This is a genomic window from Viridibacillus sp. NPDC093762 (assembly GCF_050279675.1).
Taxonomy (GTDB): domain Bacteria; phylum Bacillota; class Bacilli; order Bacillales_A; family Planococcaceae; genus Viridibacillus.
This window is the reverse complement of sequence record NZ_JBNNUK010000003.1, coordinates 294,613-317,790: the sequence shown is the minus strand read 5'-3', so window position 1 is coordinate 317,790 and position 23,178 is coordinate 294,613. Positions and strand designations below refer to the sequence as shown.

The window sequence follows — 23,178 nt, the reverse complement described above, 5'->3', positions numbered from 1 at the left end:
CCGCAACCAAATGGTCCGGTAGTTCAGTTGGTTAGAATGCCTGCCTGTCACGCAGGAGGTCGCGGGTTCGAGTCCCGTCCGGACCGCCATTTTTTAAAAATATTGTATTAATCATCATGGGTCAGTAGCTCAGTTGGTAGAGCATTAGATTGAAGCTCTAAGTGTCGGCGGTTCGATTCCGTCCTGACCCACCATGATGCGGGTGTAGTTTAGTGGTAAAACCACAGCCTTCCAAGCTGTTGTCGAGAGTTCGATTCTCTTCACCCGCTCCAATTTTATGGGCCTATAGCTCAGCTGGTTAGAGCGCACGCCTGATAAGCGTGAGGTCGATGGTTCGAGTCCATTTAGGCCCACCATTAAAATTTTTCCGAAGTAGCTCAGTGGTAGAGCATCCGGCTGTTAACCGGACGGTCGTAGGTTCGAGTCCTACCTTCGGAGCCATATATGGGGAAGTACTCAAGTGGCTGAAGAGGCGCCCCTGCTAAGGGTGTAGGTCGCGTAAGCGGCGCGAGGGTTCAAATCCCTCCTTCTCCGCCATATAGGCCCCTTGGTCAAGCGGTTAAGACACCGCCCTTTCACGGCGGTAACACGGGTTCGAATCCCGTAGGGGTCATACTTAAAAAACCATTAGAATCGTATTTGATTCTAATGGTTTTTTTGCGTTTAGAAAGTAATTTGAAAAGGTGATATTTATGTACTATTTAAATGAGATAAAACAATTTTTGCAGATTACGAAAAGACTGTAACAGTATATAAAATCGTTAAAATTTAGTTGTTGTTAATCACTAGGCAAGATGAAAATCTACACAAATATATGAAGTGACATACTAAGTAATGGCTGTTTGCCGATACTGAGATTTTTTATTTTATTTAAGTTTGACCTTAACGTTACGTCAAACTATATAGTAGAAATATGGAGGTGAAAAGAAATGGAAATGACGATTCAAAAACTTGCTCAGCTGTCAGGAGTTAGTTCAAGAACTTTGCGTTATTATGATGATATTGGATTGTTAAAGCCTGCACGTGTAAATTCTTCAGGTTATCGTATTTATGGTCAAGAAGAAATTGATTTGTTACAGCAGATTTTATTTTATCGTGAATTAGGTTTTAAGTTAGAAGTCATTAAAGAAATCATAACAGTCGAGAATTTTGACTATAAGAATGCCCTAATGGAGCATTATAAGGCATTAATGGAGAAACGCCAACAATTAGATGTCATGATAACAACAGTAACTAAAACGATCAGTGCTTTGAATGGAGGAATTCAAATGTCAAACGAAGAAAAGTTTGAAGGTTTAAAGGAAAAATTGATTTTAGATAATGAAAAACAATATGGCCAAGAGATACGACAAAATTACGGAGATGCTACAGTTGATACTTCAAATAATAAAGTGCGAAAAATGACCGAACAGCAATATGAAGAAGTGCAAGCATTAGAGCAAGAAGTGATGAGTTTATTAAAGAGAGCAATGGAAACTGGTCAAGCTGATAGTGATGTTGCTCAGCGTGCTGCTGAAACACATAAGCGATGGTTGATGTATTATTGGCCAAAGTATAGTAAAGAAGCACATGCAGGACTTGCAGAAATGTATCTAGCAGATGAACGTTTCACGAGCTATTATGACAAAGAGCAAACTGGTACCGCGCAACTTTTAAGAGAGGCTATCTTAATCTATACTGGAATGAACAATTAGAGTACTGCAAAAGCAGTACTCTTTTTTATGTTTGATTTAAAAAATATAGGAAATAATAATAAATAGGTTATATTAATGGAGGAATAAAATGACGAACACAAAATATCAAACTTTAAAAAATCAAATGATACAAGAATTATTTGTATTGCAGGGAAGAAAATTTACACATGAACCGCCAGAGTCAACAGAGTTATCCAATTATGACAACCATCCTGCAGATCAAGCAACTGATTTAACAGATCAAGTAACAGAAATGGCAATAGGCGAACACAATGAACAGCAAATTGAAAAACTTGAGACTGCGTTGCGGGCAATTGATGATGGTACTTATGGAAAATGTAGCGAATGTGGAGAAGACATTCCATTTGGTCGATTAGAGGCGATTCCAACAGCACTTACATGTGTTGAACATGTACCAGATAATAAGGTACCTACTGACAGACCTGTTGAGGAGGAACTATTAAACGCTTCAACAGAGAGACCTATACAGGATGTAAGATCGATTGTTGATAATGAGGACAGTTTTCTAGAAGTAGAAGCATACGGTTCTTCTGATTCACCTAGCGATCAAATAGAGTAATGCAAAAATGGGACTGTGAAGATACAGTTCCATTTTTGTTGTGCGCAAAATTAATGACAATTATATGAAATTAGAAATTTCTTTATTGAATTATTCAGAAAATTTCATATATATTAAGTGTACATAATTGTAAAATGGGAATATATAGATTTTATTGTGTGTAGGGGAGGTTTAATTACAGTTTCATCAACCAATTGTTAAATAAGGGGTGAAAATAGAAATGTGGAAAAAATATTCTTTATTACTTAGTGGAATTGGCGTTTCGTTTTTTGGAAATTGGATTTACATAATCGCGTTGAATGTATTGGTTCTTGATATGACCAAATCAGCAGCAGCAGTTGCAGGTATCTATATTGTAGGTCCTGTTGCAAAGTTACTAACGAATTTCTTTGCTGGCTCCATAATTGATAGGCAGAATAAGAGAAGATTAATGATATTGTCTGATGTGATAAGAGGTATACTTGTGCTTCTTGTGCCTTTTATGGGATCGATTTGGATTATTTATACCATAATATTTGTTGCAAATATGGCAGGTTCTTTTTTTGGACCCAGCTCTACTTTTTATATTACGAAGTATGTAAAGGAAACCGATCGACGACGATTTAATTCAATCATGAGTATGATGAATTCAGGTTCTTTTTTAATCGGCCCAGCGCTTGCGGGTATACTAATCGCAACAGTTGGGACAACGATATGTGTCGTGATTAACGCAGTTACATTCTTATGTTGTGCGATTTGTATTTACCTGTTACCAAATATCGAAGACGAAACAATATTAAAGCGTGAACCAATTACATTAAAAGTGATGTTAGCAGATTGGCAAGTTGTTAAGTCGTATATCACACAAGATCATTATTTTATAAAAGTATATTTATTATTCCAAGTTGCTTTAATGATTGCTTTTTCTCTAGATTCACAAGAGGTGACATTTATAAAGCAGAACTTAGGATTATCTAATCAAATGTATGGGATAATCGTTAGCATTACGGGCATAGGCTCGATTATTGGGGCATCTATATCAGCAATGTTGGTGAAAAAAATATCATTACAAACGTACTTTGCCATAGGTATGTTGATGACAACAGTTGGCTATTTATTATTTTACAGCTCTGTAGGGTTTTGGACAGCAACTGCAGCATTTATCTTTTTAGGGTTCTTTATGTCATTCGCCAACTCAGGATATGATACGTTCTATCAAAAAAATGTGCCAACAGAAATTATGGGGCGGTTTGGTAGTGTTACAGCAATGTTCTTAAGTATATTACAAATTTCATTTACTTTTATTATCGGAGCTCTAGCTGAATGGTTTTCTTTACAAATGGTGGCTATAGGATTTTCGGCAATAGCAGTGCTACTGTCAATCATATTGTGCACACAAGTATTTCAAAAACCAAAAAATCGATATTATGCTGAAACATCGTAACCATGTATAATATGTGCAGTAAGATAGCTAATGGGGGTACGACATATGAATATTATCGATTTGCATTGTGATGTGTTATGGAAATTGTCCATAGCCGAAGAACCACTTAATTTTAGAAATGCACCACAATTACAAGCAAATTTAGAACGCTTAGAGCAAGGAAATGTGAAGGTACAATTTTTTGCGATTTTCGTAGATGAAGATGTACCTCAAGGAAGAAAATACTTAGAGGCACTCCGCCAAATTGAATTATTCCAAACACAAGTGCTTGCTCCAAATCCGGAAATGGTACATATTACAGATTGGCATCAACTAGAAACGCTACAAGAAGGTGAAATTGGAGCTGTTTTAACTTTAGAAGGTTGTGATGCCATCGGAGCCGATCTATTCAAATTACAGGCTATATTAGACGCAGGAGTGAAATTAGTAGGCCTCACTTGGAATAATGAGAATGCGGTTGCTTACGGTGCACAAAATGACCCTGATTTAGGTTTGAAGGATTTTGCAAAAGAGGTTGTTGCATTATTAAATGAACGTGACATTCTCATAGATGTATCACATTTGAATATGCAAGGATTTTGGGATGTGATACCGATAGCTAAACATATTATTGCTAGTCATTCGAATGCACGTTCATTATGTGATCATCCTCGTAATTTAACGGATGAGCAGGCAAAGGCTCTTGTAGAACATGGTGGTCATATTCATCTAGTTTATTATCCAGGGTTCATTGTCAATCATACTGAATCAGCTACGATGGAGGCATTGATTCAACATTTTGTGCATTTAGCGAATGTAGTTGGTGTAAAGAATTTAGGGCTAGGATCAGATTTTGACGGCATTCCCCAGTTTGTAGAGAATTTACATAATGCATCTCAAACTCAAAATTTGGTAGAGAAATTGCAAGTACATTTTTCTGAGGATGAAGTGAAAGGTATCGCGCGTAATAACTTCTTATCTTATGTGAAAAAAATATAAAAATAAATATTATAAAACGTCATGACGCAGCTGTCATGACGTTTTTTTATAAAAAAAAATAAAAAATCATTTTTCTGCAGTGAAGTTAATTCTTTGTTATTTTCACTAGCACTTGCTTATTTTTGCCGTAAATAATTAAATCATAATTATCATTCTTTATCCGGGCTTTAGTTGATTCTAATGAGAAAAATTTCTTTAGAGTCTCTTTTAAATAAGTGACATTTTCAGTCTTAGATTTGTCTAACCCCGTATTTAAAGAAATAAAGGTCTTTCCATTCTTTATTTGATAACTTATACCTTTCAGCATGTAATCACTTTTCCCAACAATATTATCAGAAATAGTGTTAATGATTGGACTCCATCTATAATCTTGAAGTCTTTTAGATTTGTTATACAGTTTAAATTCAACTTTTTTAAATTTAGCCTTTTCCTTCTTTAAAGCCTTTTCTACAGCTTGCTTTATAGTCTTTTTTCTTTTTTCAGTATTAGGTAATTCTATAATGAGGACTCCAGATTTTTTTCCGTTATATCCTATGCTAGGTGTTGTATTATAACCAAATTTTTTCATGGTTTTTAAAATGATAGGGAAGAGATTCATCATTTCTTTACTGATTTCTTCACTTTCAGATGGCAAATCATTAGGAGGAACGTTTTCGAATTTTTCAATTTTGATTTTATAATCGTCAATATAGTGGGCTGCCAAAATTTCTTCAACTTTCTTTGTCACTATTGGTTTTTCTTTTTCCAATTCTTCATTGGTTAGATGGAGAGAAATAGTTATGGTATGAGGATATGGTATTACTCCGACACTTATAATTTCATATTCTGCGCTGTTTAAAGTATCAAAAATTTCCCGCGCCACCGAAGTCCCACCCATATCTAAAATAATGGGAGCTAACTTCTTTTCATTACTAGCCATTACAGGAGAAATAGTGGTATTACTTACAAAAAGGCATAAGAAAGCAATTGCAAGGCTTACAAAGAAATGCGACTTCTTCAATAGATTTCGTTTTACTTTTATAAGTGCTGTCTTTTGTTGCTTGGCATCTAATTGTTTTCTCGTAGTGACAACTCCTCATCTTCAGTTTTTATTCATTTTGTAATATTGATTTCAAACCTGCATGTAAATCCGAATGTTCATATGTAATATATGTTAGTAGATAAAACCTCATGACATAATCTATCACGACGTTTATATTTTAGCTGTATTAGAACTTTTTAGTAAATTACTGACGAAAATACATAGAAAATGCAATTGAACTTTGCAAATGAAGTGCCGAATTGCCAATAAAGATGTATGATAGTATAGGATATTTAAGTATGTACGAGTGGATTCCATTAATTGGTGGAATCCGTTGACGGAGGGAATTTTCATGAATCGGAAGTTGTTAGCAACAACCGGCGACCGAATTGAAACGGAGCAATCGACATTATATTTTCATACAGAAACAATAGAAGTAAGTCGATTGTCAGCGCTCGCCTTTTTTGAAGCGGGTGAGCAATCATTTGCTGGGCAACGATTTTTTTGGCAAAATCGTGAAAAAACATTTACGCTTGCAGGTTTGGGTCATGCTCATACAATTTCAAGCGATGCAAAAGAACATAGATTTGATGACGTTGAACAACAATGGAAAAAGCTAACGCAAAATGTTGTGAATGATGAAAATAGTATTCAACCAATTTTGTTTGGGGGCTTTACATTTGATACGGAAAATGAAGTGTCAGGTGAATGGACAGGTTTCCCTGAAGCTTTTTTTGCTGTTGCAACATATCAACTTGTAGTGAAAAATGATCAAGCTTATGTGAGTATTCATTTGATCACTGATGAAGTGAATATGACAGAAGCTCTTAATGCCTTACGCAAAGAGCGTGATGAATTGATTCATACAGCGCAAGTAAAGGCGTTAAAAACATATGCCAAGCCACAAATTAAGGGTAGTTATGAGCCTTATAAAGAAGAATACTTGGAATCAATCAACAAGGTGACGTCTTTAATACGCCAAAAAGAAGCAGATAAAGTTGTTATTGCACGATCGCTCGCTTTACAATTTGAAGAACAAGTAACATCTCCTAATGTGTTGTCACAAGTAATGATGGAGCAGCCAGATAGTTATCTATTTGGCCTAGAAGAACAAGGTAAATTGTTTTTCGGAGCATCACCAGAGCGTTTAGTAAAAGTTTCGAATAAGTATGCTTACTCTTCATGTATTGCAGGTTCTATCAAACGCGGGAAAACGGCTGAAGAAGATGACTTGCTAGGACAAAGCTTATTAAATGATACGAAAAATCTTTCCGAGCATCAATATGTAGTGGATATGATCTTGCAGACATTTAAAGAAAACTGTGCAAGTTATCAAATTCCAAATGCGCCTCAGCTATTGAAAATTAGAGATATACAACATTTGTTTACACCAGTTGAAGGTCCATTGAAAGAAGAAGCGACCGTTTTACAATTAGTAAAAACATTGCACCCAACACCGGCTTTAGGGGGCGTCCCCCGTATGAAGGCTATGGAAGTAATACGAGAATATGAGCCAATGAATCGAGGTCTCTATGCAGCTCCAATTGGGTGGTTAGATACTCAAGGTAACGGGGAATTTGCAGTAGCTATTCGTTCGGCTCTATTAGCTAAAGATCAAGCATTTTTATATGCTGGTGGTGGCATTGTGGCTGATTCACAACCAAGCAGTGAATATGATGAAACTTTAGTGAAATTCCGTCCGATGTTACGAGCTTTAGGAGGACAATTACATGAGTGAGAAAGATACTTTAACGAGCTATGTTTATAAGCTCGTTGCGTCATTATATGAGGCAGGTGCACGAGATGTAGTTGTGAGTCCAGGCTCACGCTCAACTCCACTTGCTTATGCTTTTGCTTCTTCAAAGGAATTTAATTTATACCGTCAAGTAGATGAGCGTTCTGCAGCATTTTTGGCATTAGGTATTGCAAAGGCAAGTGTGAGACCAGTTGTGCTAGTTTGTACATCAGGAACAGCGGCAGCAAACTACTTCCCTGCAATTGTAGAAGCGAGCTATGCTCGTGTACCTTTAATCATATTAACGGCGGATCGTCCACATGAATTACGTGAAGTTGGAGCACCACAAGCTATCGATCAAGTAAATTTATATGGTACGCATGTAAAATGGTCAGTGGACTTTCCACTACCAGATACATCAACAGGGACAATGGCATTTATCGAACGCCATATAGCACGTGCGATGTCGATTGCGACGACTGCACCTGCTGGCCCTGTACAAATTAATGTACCTTTCCGTGAACCACTACTCATCAATTTCCAAGAGACATTACCAATCGGAACCTTTGTGGAAAGTTACGGAGCTGAATTACGGCCTTCGAAAAAGGCATTTAATACATTAGAGGTTGCAATTAACAAAGCTGAAAAAGGATTATTAATCTTTGGTGAGATGAATCCAGGAACGGACTTAGAAGCTGTTTGGGGTTTTATTCGAAAGGTGAAATGGCCAGTTCTTGTAGAGAGCCTATCTCATTTACGCTCGAATATTCCTGAAGATTGTATGGATTATATCATTGATCAGTATGATGCTATTTTGAAAAACGAGGCTTTTAAAAATTCGATGGCACCTGATACTGTTATTCGCTTTGGTGCACAGCTAGTATCAAAACCTCTTTCATTATTTTTAACTTTTGTTAAACCAGATACATTTATAGTAATAGATGAAGATCCGATGTTCCGTGATTCTTTAGCAATTGCAACACACCACATACATGCTAGTGTCAGTGACTGGTTAGAAGATGTCACTGTTAAGTCAATAATCGATACTATTTATAAATCTAAATGGATTGTTGCAAATGAAATTGCAACAAAGCATATTGAGCAGTATTTAGAAGAGCAATCTGATGAGGGTGCAATGGCAGCGACACTATTTACAAATTTACCTGAAGCAAGTGATTTATTTGTTAGTAGTAGTATGCCAATCCGAGATGTAGATACATTTTTTAATAAAATGGTAAAGGATGTAAAAGTTTTTGCCAATCGAGGTGCAAATGGCATTGACGGTGTTGTATCTACTGCTTTTGGTGTGCAACTTGCAAGACAGCGTGAAACGTATTTATTGATTGGTGATTTAGCGTTTTTACATGATGTAAATGGATTAATCACGACACGATATCAAGGGTGTGATATGACGATCGTTGTGATGAATAATGATGGCGGTGGTATTTTCTCATATTTAGCACAAGCTACAGAAGAAGCCCATTATGAAGAATTATTCGGAACGCCTTCAGGACTTAACTTTAAAGAAATCGCGATAATGTACGGTGCAGAATATCAGACTGTAGAAACAAAAGATGCATTTGTAGACGTGTTACAAACACCAAAACAAAAACCGCTACGTTTGATAGAAGTATTTACAAATCGCCAAGTAAATGTTGAGACACACCGTAAATTATGGAGAGCGATTGGTGAGGAGTTAGATGCAAAATGGCAAGCGTAATAATGACAGTAAACGGCTTAAATGTGCATTATGAAATTATTAATCCGCGTGTCGAAAAAACCGTTGTATTCTTACATGGCTTTACTGGTAGCTCTACAACTTGGGATAAAGTAATAAGTTCAATGAGTGATCAAGTACGTATCATTGCAATTGATTTGATTGGTCATGGTTACACAGATAGCCCGAAAAACGTAGAACATTATTCTATGGAGAGGCAAGTTGCAGTCTTACATGAAATGTTGGTACAACGTGGTATCAATAAATTCACGTTAGTAGGTTATTCTATGGGAGGGCGCGTTGCATTAGCTTATGCTTTGCAATATCCTGAAACAATTGAGCAACTTATTTTGGAAAGTGCTTCACCGGGTTTGCGAACGATTGAAGAACGCACTGTTAGAGTAAAAGCTGATAATATTCTAGCAGAGCTTCTTGAAGAAAAGGGTATACAAGCATTTGTGGATTATTGGGAGAACATATCCCTATTCGAATCTCAAAAAAACTTATCTCTAGACATTCAAGAGGAAATTCGTGCAGAGAGATTATTGCAAAATGAAAGAGGTTTAGCAAATAGTTTAAGAGGCGTAGGTACAGGACAACAGAATTCATATTGGGATGAGTTGACATGCTTTACTAAACCAGTTGTTTTAGTAACAGGAGAGTTAGATAAGAAGTTTTATCAAAAAGCTGTCGACATGAAAAATTTATTCCAAAATTGTAAACATGAAGTCGTACTAAAAGCTGGACATGCAATTCATGTGGAAAATCCTAAAACTTTTGCTACAATAATAGAGGAACACATTTAAAAATTACAAGTAGGAGGATCATATATATGACTCGTCAATGGGTAACAGAGCGTACATACGAAGATATTAAGTATGAATCTTATAATGGTATCGCGAAAATTACAATTAATCGTCCGGAAGTGCGTAATGCATTCCGTCCAAAAACAACTTCAGAATTAATCGACGCATTTACACGTGCACGTGATAATGCAAATATCGGTGTAATTATTTTAACTGGTGAAGGCGATCAAGCATTCTGCGCAGGCGGAGACCAAAAAGTACGTGGAAATGGTGGCTATGTTGGAGATGACAACATTCCTCGTCTAAATGTATTAGACTTACAACATTTAATCCGTATCACACCAAAACCTGTAGTAGCAATGGTTGCTGGTTACGCAATTGGTGGCGGACATGTGTTACACATCGTCTGTGATTTAACAATCGCAGCAGAAAACGCTCGCTTCGGACAAACTGGACCTAAAGTAGGTTCATTTGACGCTGGTTACGGTGCAGGTTACTTAGCACGAATCGTTGGCCATAAAAAAGCGCGTGAAATTTGGTACCTATGCCGTCAATACGATGCACAAGAAGCATTGGATATGGGCTTAGTAAATACAGTTGTTCCTCTAGAACGATTAGAAGATGAAACTGTTCAATGGTGTGAAGAAATGCTTTCTAAATCACCTACTGCATTACGCTTCCTAAAAGCATCATTCAATGCAGACACAGATGGTTTAGCAGGTCTTCAACAATTTGCTGGAGACGCAACTTTACTTTACTATACAACAGACGAAGCAAAAGAAGGTCGCGACGCATTCAAAGAAAAACGCGAACCAGACTTTGGCCAGTTCCCACGTTTCCCTTAATAGCTAAGGAAGACAACTTAAGTTTGTCGTAACGGTTGCAAGACCAACATCCTGTTGGTCCAAAATGCTCGTCCAGCTGTGAGCAGTTATCGCCTGAAGCTGGAACTGTCGAATAAATACTTCAAGTAATCTTCAACAAAAGACAGCTCAAAAAAGTTGTCATTTTAAGCTGTCCTCCAAGGGCAGCTTTTTTTATCAACATATTTAACCAGGGGGTGAAAAAATGATACCAAACTGGCTTTTACAGCGTAGCCTATTAACACCAGAGCGGATTGCACTTAGCTTTGAAGAGGAACAGTGGACGTTTAAAGAAGCGAATGAAAAAGCACTATTGCTATCGAAAAAATTAACTGCAAGTGGCGTAAAGCAGAGATCCAGAGTAGCTATTTATGCACCATCCCATCCCGAGATTATTTGGATGATGTATGCTTGTATGCATTTGCAATGTGAGATGGTACTTTTAAATTTACGATTAACAGAAAAAGAGCTAGCATATCAAATTGATGATGCGGCAGTGGATTTTATTTTAGTAGAGGACTTACTAGTGGAGAAATTGCCGGTTAATCAAGTGCCAACATTGACTTTTACTGAAATTTATACAAGTCATCAACGGGACTTCGATCTTGCAATAGAGTGGGATGATAATCAAACGATGACAATCATGTATACATCTGGTACCACTGGCTATCCAAAAGGAGTTCGCCAAACGGTAGGGAATCACGTTTCAAGTGCTACTTCCTCCGTTTATAATATGGGCTTAGTAGAAGATGATTGTTGGCTTTGTACAATGCCATTATTTCATATTAGTGGATTTTCCATGCTAGCTAAATCATTGTTGCACGGTGTTGAAATTAAACTCTATCCTAAATTTAATGTCAAAGAAATAGCAAATGAGTTAGTAGCAGGTACTGTAACAAGAATGTCAGTTGTATCTGTCACTTTAGAAAGAATTTTATCGGAGTTGGAAGCTAGAAATGCTAAAGTTTCTCCGAAGTTTTTAACAATGCTTGCAGGAGGCGGTCCTGTTCCAATCGATTATTTGAAGCGAGCGGAACAGCTTGGGCTTAAAGTTTCCCAAACATATGGTATGACAGAAACATCCTCTCAAACAGCAACATTATCAAGTACAGATGCAATACGTAAATTAGGGTCTGCGGGTAAAGCACTCTTTTTCAATCAAATCCGTATCGATGGAGCAGAGAAAGCTTTCGATCAAGGCGAGGTTTTAATCCGTGGACCGCATGTAACGCCTGGGTATATAGGGCGGTTTGCAGATAAGCCTTCTCAGGAAAATGGCTGGTTACATTCAGGAGATATTGGCTATCTCGATGATGAAGATTATTTGTATGTCGTTGATCGTCGTTCAGATTTAATCATTTCCGGTGGTGAAAATATTTATCCTGCGGAGATTGAAAATGTGCTTGTCTCACATGAAGCTGTGCGTGAAGCTGGTGTATGTGGAGTAGAGGATGAAAAATGGGGGCAAGTACCTAACGCATTTGTTGTTTTAAAAGAAAGAGTAAATGTAGATGAATTGTTGGCATTTTGCAAGGAACATTTAGCCAATTATAAAGTACCACATCAAATTTATAGCGTCAGTGAATTACCTCGCAACGGCTCAAATAAGTTATTGCGAAGAAAATTAAAAGAGTTATTAAACAAAGAATAAAATCAAGTTAATTAAATTAATTAAACCATCTATGATGATTAATATCATAGGTGGTTTAATTTTGTATTTACAGCATTGACGTTAATACAAATTTAGTAGTTCTTTAAATATGTATGTAAATTGGTTTAAATGAATTAATTTCCATAATGTTGTATAATTTTATTATTTGTGAGAGGAAGATAAAAATCATGACAAGAGATTTTCAGCAAATTGTTATTCCTGAGTCAGTTATTGGTGGTGTCACAATTTGTCCTTCATTCGAATTGCCATTTAATGAGGGTGCTGTAACCGGTATATACTCTGATGTAGAACAAATAGGGTATATTGTACAACAACTCCAATACAACAATCAAATAAACCTTCACTTTAGAAAAGAAGGGTGCTATGAACGATTAACAGTAATGGAAAGTCTGAAGTTTGAAAGGGCTTTATATAATTCTAATGAAGTAATCGAGGATATTCTTAAAATTACTGGGTTAATGGATAAAAAAACTGTGAAAATCAAGGATTTAAATGATGTACAAGTTCAAAGAGTACGGTTTGCCAAATTATTAATGCATGAACAACCTATACATATTTTAGAAGAGCCTTTTCAAAATCTAGATGTTGAAACTAAACGTATTGTTGATATTGTCATTATGACGTTAAAGGAGAAAGGATATATTGTATATCTTTTGGCGAATAATTTAGAAGATTTGTTGAGCTCATCAAATCAACTATATCGCCTGGATTCGGCGGGTTTAGAACCATTGGATTTACAAGAAGAGAGAAAAGAATCTGAGAAAACACTTGAAACAGAAAGTCAGCTGATTAAATTAGAGAAAATTCCTACCAAGCTAAATGACAAGTTTATATTATTTAATCCACCTGAAATTGATTATATTGAGAGTGTCGATGGATTAGTGAATGTATATGTCAGTGGAGATGCATTTCCGTGTACTTTAACACTTAATGATCTCGAACTACGTCTAGTTCCATTCGGTTTCTTCCGTTGCCATCGCTCTTATATTGTTAACTTACAAAAGGTTAGAGAAATTGTGACATGGACTAAAAACAGCTACAGCTTAATTTTATCTGGAAACGAAAGAACACATGTTCCTTTATCTAAAAGTAAGTTAGTTGAATTGAAGAAAATAGTCGGAATATAAATTATTTCTCAGGAAATAATCGACCTCCATTCACACATAATTTGATATCATTCACCACCATATAGCGCCATTCACCCGATATATAATGCACAATCATGAAGCCTCTTGTATTCTTAGGTCAAGTTCGAATACGGGGGGAATACTAATGGAAACAATAATTAAAGTAAGCCATTTGGAAAAGAGTTTTCAAAAGGAGAAGGCAATCCGAGATGTTTCTTTTGAAATTAAAAAGGGGGAAATATTCGGTTTCCTTGGACCAAGTGGATCGGGGAAAACAACGACAATAAAAATTTTAACTGGGCAACTTACTGCATCTGGTGGAGATGTACGCGTCTTTAATAGTGATGCGAGAGCATTGCAACAACCTGCAGCACGTAGTCGATTTGGCATCTTAACAGATAACAGTGGTTTATATACGAGGATTTCAATTGAAGAAAACCTCATACTATATAGTAGATTATATAATTTGCCTGATTCATCAGTTGAAGAGGCGCTCAAGTTTGTTAACTTATATGAAGATCGTAAGAAACGTGTTAATACTTTATCAAAAGGAATGATCCAACGCGTTACATTGGCACGTGCTATTTTACACAAACCAGAATTGTTATTTTTAGATGAGCCGACTTCTGCGCTGGATCCAGTGAACACTAATCATATTTATGCTGGATTACGAAAATTAAATGAGATGGGAACTACAATTTTCTTAACGACTCATGATATGGCAGAAGCTGAGGTACTTTGTAATCGTGTAGCTTTTCTTGATAAAGGGACAATACGTGCAATTGGATCACCAACCGACTTAAAACGCCAATTTGGAGATGACTCATTAACAGTTGAACTATTAGATGGTAGAAAGGAAATAATTGGTAAAGGTGCGGAAGATGCTAAACAAATGTTTGAATGGATGCAAAATAATCAAGTAGAACGTATATCGACTAATGAACCGAGTTTAGGGGATATTTTCGTACAAGTAACGGGGAGGGAACTACTATGAATACATCAGTTAGAAGAATTCAAGCAATTTTAGTGAAAGACTACAAGGAGTTTTCACGTAATATAGCGGTATCATCAATGATCTTTTTACCGCTTATTTTAGCAGCTATTTATGCTCGAATGGGTGTCGATACGATTCAAGGATACTTTATGTCGATTAACATTACATTTTCGATGGTAGCTACCTACGTCCAATGTTGCTTGATTGCTGAAGAGAAAGAGAAGAATACATTGAGGAGTTTAATGTTATCTCCAGCATCGACTTCTGAAATTCTAATTGGTAAAAGTACATTAACATTTATATCAACTATGCTTATTGTAGGGGGATGTATGTATTTCTCAGGGTATATGCCAGGTAATTTAGCAGTGATGGCATTAGCACTAATGTTATCTGCGGTATTTTATATAGCAGTAGGGACATTTTTAGGGCTTTTCGCTAAGTCTGTAATGGAATCGTCTGTTATCGTATTACCCGTACTAGCTATATTTTCAATAGGACCTATGGGGATGGCGTTCATTGAAAATTACCCTATATTGAAAGTTGTCGAATGGCTACCAAGTGTTCAAATTATTCTTTTGGGAGAGCTACTTGAAAAAAGTTTTGCTTTAAGCGATTTAATTAAGCCATTTGCAGTGATTAGTGGATGGATTATAGTGGCAGCTATACCTACAGTGGTTACCTTTAAAAAACGAATGATGGATTAATCTCCAAATTATTTACATCATACGAAATCAAAAGAAATTGTTGCAAACTAAAGGCGCTTTACGGAAGAAATAGAGAAAGAAAAGTAAATGAATATCAGAATGAATACGGAAAAATTTAGAATACAACTTAATTAATAGGTTTCTACATTTATTAGTATAAGAAAAACCCGTGCATAGAGCAGATATACAGACTCTTTGTACGGGTTTAATTTTTTCTTTAGCTCATATTATTTTGACTCATTCAAAGCCTTTTTTAATGTCTCGATATCTTTTTTCATTAAACTAAAGTATGTTTCTTCGTTTTTAATGTCTTCATCTGTAAGAATACTTAAATTGTGAAGAGTAAGTGGTTCTGCACCTACTTCTTTTTGGATGACCTTTGCTAATTTAGAAGAAACATTTTGTTCAAACAGGATATAGTGTATATGATTCTCTTTTGCTTGGTCGACAATCTTCGTTAATTCTTTTTGAGTTGGTTCGTCTTGTGAATTCAACCCGGCTACTGAAACTTGAGTTAATCCGTATGTCCCAGCAATGTAGCCAAATGCAGAATGAGATACAAAGAATGTTTTAGAAGGGGCATTATCTGCCATTTCTTTGAACTCTTTATCTAAATCTTGAAGTTCTGAGATTAATGATTTGTAATTTTGCTCAAATTCTTCTTTATGATTTGGTTGAGTTTTTACTAAAGCATCTTTAATAGAAAGTGCTAAATCTTGGCTGATGATAGGTGAAAGCCATACATGGGGGTCAATATTACCATGTGCATGATCATGATCTTCTTCTACAGCTTCATGTTCATGCGCAACACTTGTGCTAACGTCTAGTTTTTCCTCAGATACATTAGCGGCAGTTTCAATAAATTCTACATTCTCATTTTTTAATGTTTTTTGGGCATTGTTAACAAAGCCTTCAAGACCTAAACCAACATAGAAAAATAAATCCGCATCTGCTAAATTCATCATATCTTTTTGCGTTGGGTCAAATGAATGTTCATTTGATCCAGGAGGGTAAATCGAATTAACTTCAACATGCTTACCACCAATACGTTCTGCGAAGTAAGTTAAAGGATAAACAGTAGTGTAAATAGAAAGTACGTCTTTTTTACTTTTATCCTGATTTACTTGGTCTTCTGCATTACAGGCAACAGTAAATAAAGCGAGTATAGCAATTAAAAATATAGATAGAGCCTTTTTCATATAAGCACCTCTTAAATAGTAATCATTACGATTTGTTTTTTAACATGTTTTATAATACAAGAGTTTATAAAAAAACACAATAAAAAAAGCCCCGAAACTAATCTTTTTTCGGAGGCCATTCTTCTGGTACAGGGTCATATCCACCTGGATGTAGCGGATTACAACGTAAAATACGACGGATTGCTAAGTAAGCACCCTTAAAAGCACCGTGTTTTTCAATCGCCTCCAACCCGTAATTTGAGCATGTTGGGTAAAATCGACATGATGGTGGAGTCAAAGGAGAAATCACTTTTTGATAAATGCGAATAAGGAATTTGAAAATATACTTCATTTACTAATCTTCTTTCTCGGCAGTATAAAAAGGCTGCGTTGGTTTAGGATCAATCGTTTTATGAGAATCTTTTTTGTTGTTTTTTGCGATATAGTAAATTAAATAACTTGCTAAAACTACTGTCAAAATAACAACAGGCATTATGGCAATCCAAGCAATCGACATTTCTTTCACCTCAATGATTTCTTCATGTTTATTTTACTTAAAATAGCGGTATATTAACAGTATAGTGCTTAAAATAGAATGAGGAGTGTGAAAGTTTTATGTCAGCTTTACAAAATGAATTAAACCAACTAGTAGCTTCATGGTCAGTGCTTTATACAAAATTACATAACTACCATTGGTATGTGAAAGGTCCGTCTTTCTTTACGTTACATGAGAAATTTGAGGAATTATACAATGAAGCAGCAACGCATTTAGATGAAATTGCAGAACGTATATTAACTTTAGGTGGACAACCTGTAGCGACATTAAAAGAACATTTGGAAATTTCCAATGTAAAAGAAGCGACTGGTAACGAATCAACAAATGAAATGGTTGAAGCTGTTATTAGCGATTTTGAAATCGTGATGAAATCCTTAAAATCTGGAATGGATGAAGCGGCAAAAGAAGAGGATGATATGACGGAAGATTTATTAAATGCTACCTATCAAAGTCTTGATAAACATGTTTGGATGTTAAAAGCATTCTTAGGTTAATCTAAATAATATTAAAGTGTAGTCAGTAGTTTTTACTATTGGCTTTTTCTATTGCCAAAAAAACGAAATAACATATATTGTGTCGAATAACTGACATTTACTAAAAATACCCATTTTATTTACTGGTAATTACTGATTACATTTTCTATTTAAGTTAATATAGGGGTAACAAACGGAATGGAGATGATTTTATGAAATCCGGCACAGGAATAGCAGTTGGCCTTTTGTTTATTGGAGCAATACTTGGGGGAGTATGGCTTACAAAAACATTCTTTGTTGAAGGTTTAGATGCAACAGAAATGGTAACAGCGAGTGCGAAAAGTTCAAATGATAACGAACTTTCTTATAATCCTCCAAGTTTAGACGATGTACCAGAGGGAGAGATGGGTGAGTCCATTCTCTTTGGATATGAATTAGTAAATGATACTAACAACAAAGCAGAGCAATATGTAGGAAACAATTTAACTTGTTCAAGTTGTCATGGTGGAGCGGGATTAGATGAGAACTCTTCTTCATTAGTTGGAATGACTGCTGTTTATCCGCAGTATATCGAACGTTCTGGAGGTATTGTAACGATAGAAGAACGTATTAATGGTTGCATGGTCAGAAGTATGAATGGGAAGAAGTTTGAAGCAAATAGTGATGAACTTGAAGCGATTGTATCTTATTTTAAATATATTTCTAAAGATATTCCAGTAGGTGCAGATATGCCTTGGCGTATGAACAATTCAATGGAAAATGTACCTGTTCCAAATATTGATAATGGTGAAGAAATCTATCAAAAATCATGTATTACATGTCATGCTGCAGATGGAGCTGGCACTGGTCCAAATACTGGCCCTGCATTATGGGGAGAAGATTCTTTTAATGATGGAGCGGGTTTAGCACGTCTTTCAAAACTTGCAGGATATGTAAAAAATAATATGCCAGCTGGTGGAGAAGGAACTCTAACTGATCAAGATGCATCAGACTTAGCAGCATTCATCTTATCTCAAGACCGTCCAGTTTGGGCTAATCATGATAAAGACTGGCCAAAAGGTAATCGACCAAAAGATATTATGGATAAAGAAAATCGTCAAAAAGTGAAAGATGGTACGATTGATTGGGAAGCTATGCTAACAACTAAACAATAAATCTTAGTTGCCCACATGGGGTTGAAGACAAAAAGAACAATTGGTGCACATACCTCATTAACATTGGATGATTGTGAGGAACGAATTCAAAAAATAATTGAAGCTGGTCGTATTATCAAATTCAGATATTTTAGTTATTTACCATGGTGGACCAATCGCTGAACCAGCAGATGCTGAATATGTGATCAACAAAGTGAACGGTATTTGTGGTTGCTTTGGAGCTTCAAGCATATTCGTTCTTAACTTGTCATGAAAGTTAGTTACAGTATTTAAATGACGTCTTGTTAATAATTAATTTTGGATAAGTTCTTTTTCGTAAAAGATAATTAGAAACTGAACTTACTATTGCTAAAAATCAAAAGCAACCTTTCTCGAGTTTAATCCTGAAGTAACTATTTTAAATACCTTTTTGAAGACTAATAAGAGCATGTTTTGAACAATCGACGTTCATAACATGCTCTTTTTTAGTTCGTTTAGGGGTTTCTCCAGTGATTAACTATAAACTTATGCATATGGTTATTATCTAATTGCTTTTCAAGTTTTTGTTTATTATAAATTTCGGATTCAATTCATTCCACACATCAAATTTATTTCCATCTAAATTAGCAAAGGCAAAGTTTCTACGTGTATGTCCTTTATTTGCATATATTACCGACTTCCATTTTACTGTTCTATAAAAACGCTATGAATTTTTTTTGATGCAGTTAATCCATTATGAGTTTATAAAAAATAGGTTCAATAAGATAAAAGGATTAGAAATCGAAAAAAGTGAAAGAATAGGAAGGTGGAATGAAATTCATCAATAAAGGAGACAAAAAAATGCAAGATATAAAATTAGCAGTAATTTATTACAGTATGGATGGCACTAACTAGCGATGAGCTGAAGAAGGTGCAAACAGCAGTGTATTCAAGCAAAGCATACAGTAACAGTTGCAGAATGGGTAAAGAAAGAAAATCAAAAAGGGCGTTGAACCAAAAATTCAACATTTTGTTGGAGAAGGATTTAGATTTTTGTACTAAAATTTTGCTCCCATCAATATGAAATTTAATATAGAAAGGCTTAAAAAATGGATATCTTTCTAGCAATTTTACCTGCTCTATTTTGGGGAAGCATTGTGTTATTTAATGTTAAACTCGGCGGAGGACCTTATAGTCAAGTACTAGGGACAACCTTAGGTGCACTTCTTTTCTCCATAGGTATTTATATTTTTGTGAAACCGGTGTTAACGCCGGTAGTTATCGGTGTAGGAATTGTATCAGGTTTATTTTGGGCATTAGGACAAGTAAATCAATTAAAAAGTATTGATATAATGGGCGTTTCTAAAACAATGCCCATTTCTACAGGGTTGCAATTAGTTTCCACTACTTTGTTTGGAGTAATTGTGTTTCATGAATGGTCCACTACGATGTCGATTGTATTAGGTGTTCTTGCACTTATTTGTATCATTGCTGGAGTCGTTCTCACATCACTTCAAAGCGAGGAAGAGAAACAAAAAGCAGAAGCTGGGAATTTTAAAAAGGGAATATTGATTTTACTTGTTTCAACCTTTGGTTATTTAGTTTATGTAGTAGTGATACGCTTATTTGATATAAATGGATGGTCTGCTTTATTTCCTCAAGCAATTGGAATGGTTCTAGGTGGTATTTTATTGACATTTAAGCATAAACCATTTAACAAATATGCAATTCGCAATATTATCCCAGGTTTAATCTGGGCAGCTGGAAATATGTTTTTATTTATTTCTCAACCCCGCGTAGGTGTAGCAACAAGTTTTTCCCTTTCTCAAATGGGAATTGTAATTTCGACGTTAGGTGGAATATTTATATTAGGTGAGAAGAAAACAAAACGTCAATTCATTGCGATTATCATTGGGATTATTTTAATTATCGCGGCTGGAATTATTTTAGGAATTTCAAAAGGACAGGAGAGCTAAGTTATGTATCCAGATTTAAAAGGAAAAGTTGTTGTCATTACAGGTGCCTCAACGGGACTGGGAAAAGCGATGGCAATTCGCTTTGGAGAAGAAAAAGCGAAAGTTGTGATTAATTATCACTCCAATGAAGCAGATGTAAATTCTGTAGTGGAAGAGATAAAAAAAGCAGATGGAGAAGCCATTGCGATAAAAGGTGATGTTACAGTTGAATCGGATGTTATAAATTTAATTCAGTCAGCTGTGAAAGAGTTTGGTACGCTCGATGTGATGATTAATAATGCAGGTATAGAAAATCCAGTAGCTTCACATGAGATGCCCTTAAATGATTGGAATAAAGTAATCAATACGAATTTAACAGGTGCATTTTTAGGAAGCCGAGAAGCAATCAAATATTTTGTCGAGCATGATATTAAAGGTACCGTTATCAATATGTCTAGTGTTCATGAGAAAATTCCTTGGCCATTGTTTGTGCACTATGCTGCTAGTAAAGGTGGTATTAAATTAATGACAGAAACATTAGCTTTAGAATATGCCCCAAAGGGAATTCGTGTAAATAATATTGGTCCAGGAGCTATCAATACGCCAATTAATGCTGAAAAATTTGCGGACCCAGAAAAACGTGCTGATGTTGAAAGTATGATTCCGATGGGGTATATTGGAAAACCGGAAGAAATTGCAGCGGCAGCAGCATGGCTTGCCTCTTCCCAAGCGAGCTATGTAACAGGTATTACATTATTTGCTGATGGTGGTATGACTTTATACCCATCTTTCCAAGCTGGACGTGGATAAAGTAGTGTGCACAGAATAATGATTCAATACGCAGGCAGAACTAGACAAGGACGAATTGTAACGTGGACTCTAAAAAATCGCGCCAAGTATAGGATTCTTCAGCTGTTCATTCAACTAAACATGACCTCGTCAAAGAGGTACGATAAAAGACCAGCCCAGGTATACTTTTCATTTAAAGAGTTAGGTGTGAATCGGAAAGAATGGAAAACACAGAAAAGCGATCAAACTAGTTGATTGGAGTGCAGGCGGCGACCACTTCGCCGGAACGGAAATTAACGGCATCGAAGAAAAAGCCATGGCAGAAACGATTAATCGTCTCCGCCATGGCTAAAATTCATTTTATGGACTTTTTCAGTGCCCTCCGAAATGGTGGGAGCTAATTCGTACTTTTATTAATGTTAGGAGAAATCATTTTTCTTTTCACAAAGAAGTAAACTGACCTTATCATTTTATCCAATATTGGTCCTTTTAATATAATCATATATTAAGGTACAATAGCGAATAATTCTGAAAATATTTGTGAAAAGAATAGAGGCTAACATGAATAATACATATAATACAACGACCATTAGCCAATTCTTTCTTTGGGTTGGAGCTTCTGTATCGATTGCAGAAATTGTTACAGGCTCACTATTAGCCCCACTAGGATTAACGAGAGGGATTCAGGCAATTATTCTGGGTCATGTAATCGGGGCAACTATATTATTTTTATCCGCGTGGATTAGTGCGAATAGTCGTGTAACAGCTTTACAAGCAACGCGTATTTCCTTTGGTACATATGGCTCTTATGGTTTAACGATTTTGAATATGCTACAACTTGTTGGCTGGGCTTCGGTAATGATTGCAACGGGTTCAATTGCATTAAATGGTATTTCTAAAGAGTTATTTGCATTTGATTTTCAAGCACTGTGGAGTATTTTAATCGGTACTATTCTTGTGATGTGGGTATTATTTGGTTTGAAGAAAATTTCAAGGCTGAATATTGTTGCAGTGACGATATTATTTGGTTTTACGATTATTTTAACTTCCGTTATTTTTGGTGGAGGAGGAGTTGGGACAGTACCCGATGCAACGATGAAATTCAGTACAGCTGTAGAGTTGAGTGCAGTTATGTCTCTCTCATGGTTACCTTTGATTGGAGACTATACACGCCATGTGAAACATCCGAAAATGGGTACAATAATGAGCGTACTAGGTTACAGTCTAGGAAGTACATTTATGTTTATCATCGGACTTGGTGGTAGTCTTTACGTTGGTTCATCTGATATTAGTGAGATTTTGATGGCGAGCGGTCTAGGTGTAGTCGCATTATTGATTGTGTTATTATCTACTGTCTTAACAACATTTTTAGATTCGTATTCTGCAGGTGTTAATTTTAAAAATTTTGTTCCAAGAGCCAATGAGCGTTATGTTTCGGTTCTATTCACGGTTCTAGCAGTGGTAATTGCAATTGCCGCAAGTGTATCTGCATATGAGGACTTTTTGTATTTCATAGGTTCTGTCTTTGCACCGCTATATGGTATTTTGTTTGCTGATTATTATTTATTAAAGCGTCGACATATAGATCCACAAAAGAAATGGTCTTGGCAAAGTTCACTTCTTTGGTTAGCAGGTGTAGTAGTTTACCATGCTACATTAAAGTATCCAATTCCTCTAGGACACACACTTTGGGTATTAGTTGGAATCTTTGTCATAAGAATAATCATGATGACAATTACAGAGAGAGTTAAAGGTACTAGTAAAGCACAATTAATTGAAAGATAAATGAAGGGATAGAATC

21 protein-coding genes, 7 tRNA genes and 1 pseudogene are annotated in these 23,178 nt (G+C 35.8%); 25 read left to right on the top strand and 4 right to left on the bottom strand.

Going from position 1 to position 23,178, the window contains the following annotated elements:
* The first annotated feature begins 12 nt into the window (after positions 1–12).
* The 11 genes from ACQKM9_RS06995 (at position 13) to ACQKM9_RS06945 (ending at position 4,675) form a co-directional block, all read left to right on the top strand.
* Positions 13–89 (top strand) — tRNA-Asp (locus ACQKM9_RS06995).
* Between the two features lie 29 nt (positions 90–118).
* Positions 119–194: transfer RNA gene (locus ACQKM9_RS06990), tRNA-Phe, on the top strand.
* 4 nt (positions 195–198) lie between these two features.
* Positions 199–272, top strand: a tRNA-Gly gene (locus tag ACQKM9_RS06985).
* 7 nt (positions 273–279) lie between these two features.
* Positions 280–356: transfer RNA gene (locus ACQKM9_RS06980), tRNA-Ile, on the top strand.
* A 10-nt stretch (positions 357–366) separates the two neighbouring features.
* A tRNA-Asn gene (locus tag ACQKM9_RS06975) sits at positions 367–441 on the top strand.
* A 5-nt stretch (positions 442–446) separates the two neighbouring features.
* Positions 447–537 (top strand) — tRNA-Ser (locus tag ACQKM9_RS06970).
* Positions 538–541: 4 nt separating this feature from the next.
* A tRNA-Glu gene (locus tag ACQKM9_RS06965) sits at positions 542–613 on the top strand.
* Between the two features lie 316 nt (positions 614–929).
* Complete coding sequence (locus ACQKM9_RS06960) at positions 930–1,694, top strand: MerR family transcriptional regulator (RefSeq protein WP_427733658.1); 765 nt, start codon at positions 930–932, stop codon at positions 1,692–1,694.
* Positions 1,695–1,782: 88 nt separating this feature from the next.
* Positions 1,783–2,274 carry a TraR/DksA C4-type zinc finger protein gene (locus ACQKM9_RS06955; RefSeq protein WP_427733657.1) on the top strand — a complete coding sequence of 164 codons (492 nt, stop codon included), beginning with the start codon at positions 1,783–1,785 and terminating at the stop codon, positions 2,272–2,274.
* Between the two features lie 220 nt (positions 2,275–2,494).
* Positions 2,495–3,697, top strand: coding sequence for an MFS transporter (locus ACQKM9_RS06950; protein ID WP_427733656.1), 1,203 nt, complete (start codon positions 2,495–2,497; stop codon positions 3,695–3,697).
* Between the two features lie 45 nt (positions 3,698–3,742).
* A complete protein-coding gene (locus ACQKM9_RS06945; RefSeq protein WP_427733655.1) occupies positions 3,743–4,675 on the top strand; it encodes a dipeptidase in 933 nt (310 codons plus the stop codon).
* A gap of 85 nt (positions 4,676–4,760) precedes the next feature.
* On the opposite strand, the gene ACQKM9_RS06940 is transcribed toward ACQKM9_RS06945, so the two are convergent.
* Positions 4,761–5,594, bottom strand: a complete 834-nt coding sequence (locus ACQKM9_RS06940) for a hypothetical protein (RefSeq protein ID WP_427733654.1) — start codon at positions 5,592–5,594, stop codon at positions 4,761–4,763.
* Positions 5,595–6,048: 454 nt separating this feature from the next.
* Between ACQKM9_RS06940 and ACQKM9_RS06935 the strand changes: the two genes are divergently transcribed.
* The 8 genes from ACQKM9_RS06935 to ACQKM9_RS06900 all read left to right on the top strand — a co-directional run bounded on the left by ACQKM9_RS06935 (position 6,049) and on the right by ACQKM9_RS06900 (position 15,314).
* The gene (locus ACQKM9_RS06935) at positions 6,049–7,434 is read left to right on the top strand and encodes an isochorismate synthase (protein WP_427733653.1); all 1,386 of its coding nucleotides are present in this window, start codon (positions 6,049–6,051) and stop codon (positions 7,432–7,434) included.
* Positions 7,427–9,151: a 2-succinyl-5-enolpyruvyl-6-hydroxy-3-cyclohexene-1-carboxylic-acid synthase gene (menD, locus tag ACQKM9_RS06930; protein WP_427733652.1), complete on the top strand. Its 1,725-nt coding sequence runs from the start codon at positions 7,427–7,429 to the stop codon at positions 9,149–9,151. Before ACQKM9_RS06935 ends, menD begins: the two co-directional genes overlap by 8 nt.
* A complete protein-coding gene (gene menH, locus ACQKM9_RS06925) occupies positions 9,139–9,954 on the top strand; it encodes a 2-succinyl-6-hydroxy-2,4-cyclohexadiene-1-carboxylate synthase (RefSeq protein ID WP_427733651.1) in 816 nt (271 codons plus the stop codon). Before menD ends, menH begins: the two co-directional genes overlap by 13 nt.
* Before the next feature lie 26 nt (positions 9,955–9,980).
* Entirely contained in the window at positions 9,981–10,799 is an 819-nt protein-coding gene (gene menB / locus ACQKM9_RS06920) for a 1,4-dihydroxy-2-naphthoyl-CoA synthase (RefSeq protein WP_038188163.1), read from the top strand.
* A 223-nt stretch (positions 10,800–11,022) separates the two neighbouring features.
* Positions 11,023–12,468: an o-succinylbenzoate--CoA ligase gene (locus ACQKM9_RS06915; RefSeq protein ID WP_427733650.1), complete on the top strand. Its 1,446-nt coding sequence runs from the start codon at positions 11,023–11,025 to the stop codon at positions 12,466–12,468.
* Between the two features lie 188 nt (positions 12,469–12,656).
* Entirely contained in the window at positions 12,657–13,616 is a 960-nt protein-coding gene (locus ACQKM9_RS06910) for a LytTR family transcriptional regulator DNA-binding domain-containing protein (RefSeq protein WP_427733649.1), read from the top strand.
* 145 nt (positions 13,617–13,761) lie between these two features.
* On the top strand, positions 13,762–14,610 hold the full coding sequence (locus ACQKM9_RS06905; RefSeq protein ID WP_427733648.1) for an ATP-binding cassette domain-containing protein: 849 nt from the start codon (positions 13,762–13,764) through the stop codon (positions 14,608–14,610).
* Complete coding sequence (locus ACQKM9_RS06900) at positions 14,607–15,314, top strand: ABC transporter permease (RefSeq protein ID WP_427733647.1); 708 nt, start codon at positions 14,607–14,609, stop codon at positions 15,312–15,314. Before ACQKM9_RS06905 ends, ACQKM9_RS06900 begins: the two co-directional genes overlap by 4 nt.
* A 227-nt stretch (positions 15,315–15,541) precedes the next feature.
* Here ACQKM9_RS06900 and ACQKM9_RS06895 read toward each other — a convergent pair whose 3' ends face one another.
* From ACQKM9_RS06895 to ACQKM9_RS06885, 3 genes are all read right to left on the bottom strand, one after another.
* A complete protein-coding gene (locus ACQKM9_RS06895) occupies positions 15,542–16,513 on the bottom strand; it encodes a metal ABC transporter solute-binding protein, Zn/Mn family (protein ID WP_427733646.1) in 972 nt (323 codons plus the stop codon).
* A 97-nt stretch (positions 16,514–16,610) separates the two neighbouring features.
* Positions 16,611–16,844 (bottom strand): membrane protein insertion efficiency factor YidD, encoded by a 234-nt coding sequence (gene yidD / locus ACQKM9_RS06890; protein WP_427733645.1) that lies wholly within the window; start codon positions 16,842–16,844, stop codon positions 16,611–16,613.
* Between the two features lie 3 nt (positions 16,845–16,847).
* Positions 16,848–17,009, bottom strand: coding sequence for a hypothetical protein (locus ACQKM9_RS06885; RefSeq protein ID WP_427733644.1), 162 nt, complete (start codon positions 17,007–17,009; stop codon positions 16,848–16,850).
* A 98-nt stretch (positions 17,010–17,107) separates the two neighbouring features.
* Here ACQKM9_RS06885 and ACQKM9_RS06880 point away from each other — a divergent pair, with 98 nt between their 5' ends.
* From ACQKM9_RS06880 to cytX, 6 genes and pseudogenes are all read left to right on the top strand, one after another.
* Positions 17,108–17,542 carry a Dps family protein gene (locus ACQKM9_RS06880; protein WP_427733643.1) on the top strand — a complete coding sequence of 145 codons (435 nt, stop codon included), beginning with the start codon at positions 17,108–17,110 and terminating at the stop codon, positions 17,540–17,542.
* Positions 17,543–17,733: 191 nt separating this feature from the next.
* Positions 17,734–18,675, top strand: coding sequence for a c-type cytochrome (locus ACQKM9_RS06875; protein ID WP_427733642.1), 942 nt, complete (start codon positions 17,734–17,736; stop codon positions 18,673–18,675).
* Positions 18,676–18,907 (top strand): annotated as a pseudogene (locus tag ACQKM9_RS06870) (phosphoenolpyruvate hydrolase family protein); the annotation flags it as partial. It abuts the gene before it with no gap.
* Positions 18,908–19,742: 835 nt separating this feature from the next.
* Entirely contained in the window at positions 19,743–20,609 is an 867-nt protein-coding gene (locus ACQKM9_RS06865) for a RhaT/GlcU family sugar-proton symporter (protein ID WP_427733641.1), read from the top strand.
* Positions 20,610–20,612: 3 nt separating this feature from the next.
* A complete protein-coding gene (gene gdh, locus ACQKM9_RS06860; protein WP_427733640.1) occupies positions 20,613–21,398 on the top strand; it encodes a glucose 1-dehydrogenase in 786 nt (261 codons plus the stop codon).
* A gap of 540 nt (positions 21,399–21,938) precedes the next feature.
* Positions 21,939–23,162 carry a putative hydroxymethylpyrimidine transporter CytX gene (cytX, locus tag ACQKM9_RS06855; RefSeq protein ID WP_427733639.1) on the top strand — a complete coding sequence of 408 codons (1,224 nt, stop codon included), beginning with the start codon at positions 21,939–21,941 and terminating at the stop codon, positions 23,160–23,162.
* Positions 23,163–23,178: the final 16 nt, after the last annotated feature.

Coding starts and splice junctions, on each gene's coding strand:
- ACQKM9_RS06865 (WP_427733641.1), top strand. CDS start 19,743: ATGGATATCTTTCTAGCAATTTTACCTGCTCTATTTTGGGGAAGCATT.
- ACQKM9_RS06885 (WP_427733644.1), bottom strand. CDS start 17,009: ATGTCGATTGCTTGGATTGCCATAATGCCTGTTGTTATTTTGACAGTA.
- ACQKM9_RS06945 (WP_427733655.1), top strand. CDS start 3,743: ATGAATATTATCGATTTGCATTGTGATGTGTTATGGAAATTGTCCATA.
- ACQKM9_RS06940 (WP_427733654.1), bottom strand. CDS start 5,594: ATGGCTAGTAATGAAAAGAAGTTAGCTCCCATTATTTTAGATATGGGT.
- ACQKM9_RS06910 (WP_427733649.1), top strand. CDS start 12,657: ATGACAAGAGATTTTCAGCAAATTGTTATTCCTGAGTCAGTTATTGGT.
- menH (WP_427733651.1), top strand. CDS start 9,139: ATGGCAAGCGTAATAATGACAGTAAACGGCTTAAATGTGCATTATGAA.
- ACQKM9_RS06900 (WP_427733647.1), top strand. CDS start 14,607: ATGAATACATCAGTTAGAAGAATTCAAGCAATTTTAGTGAAAGACTAC.
- menB (WP_038188163.1), top strand. CDS start 9,981: ATGACTCGTCAATGGGTAACAGAGCGTACATACGAAGATATTAAGTAT.
- ACQKM9_RS06950 (WP_427733656.1), top strand. CDS start 2,495: ATGTGGAAAAAATATTCTTTATTACTTAGTGGAATTGGCGTTTCGTTT.
- ACQKM9_RS06955 (WP_427733657.1), top strand. CDS start 1,783: ATGACGAACACAAAATATCAAACTTTAAAAAATCAAATGATACAAGAA.
- yidD (WP_427733645.1), bottom strand. CDS start 16,844: ATGAAGTATATTTTCAAATTCCTTATTCGCATTTATCAAAAAGTGATT.
- gdh (WP_427733640.1), top strand. CDS start 20,613: ATGTATCCAGATTTAAAAGGAAAAGTTGTTGTCATTACAGGTGCCTCA.
- ACQKM9_RS06905 (WP_427733648.1), top strand. CDS start 13,762: ATGGAAACAATAATTAAAGTAAGCCATTTGGAAAAGAGTTTTCAAAAG.
- cytX (WP_427733639.1), top strand. CDS start 21,939: ATGAATAATACATATAATACAACGACCATTAGCCAATTCTTTCTTTGG.
- menD (WP_427733652.1), top strand. CDS start 7,427: ATGAGTGAGAAAGATACTTTAACGAGCTATGTTTATAAGCTCGTTGCG.
- ACQKM9_RS06960 (WP_427733658.1), top strand. CDS start 930: ATGGAAATGACGATTCAAAAACTTGCTCAGCTGTCAGGAGTTAGTTCA.
- ACQKM9_RS06880 (WP_427733643.1), top strand. CDS start 17,108: ATGTCAGCTTTACAAAATGAATTAAACCAACTAGTAGCTTCATGGTCA.
- ACQKM9_RS06895 (WP_427733646.1), bottom strand. CDS start 16,513: ATGAAAAAGGCTCTATCTATATTTTTAATTGCTATACTCGCTTTATTT.
- ACQKM9_RS06915 (WP_427733650.1), top strand. CDS start 11,023: ATGATACCAAACTGGCTTTTACAGCGTAGCCTATTAACACCAGAGCGG.
- ACQKM9_RS06935 (WP_427733653.1), top strand. CDS start 6,049: ATGAATCGGAAGTTGTTAGCAACAACCGGCGACCGAATTGAAACGGAG.
- ACQKM9_RS06875 (WP_427733642.1), top strand. CDS start 17,734: ATGAAATCCGGCACAGGAATAGCAGTTGGCCTTTTGTTTATTGGAGCA.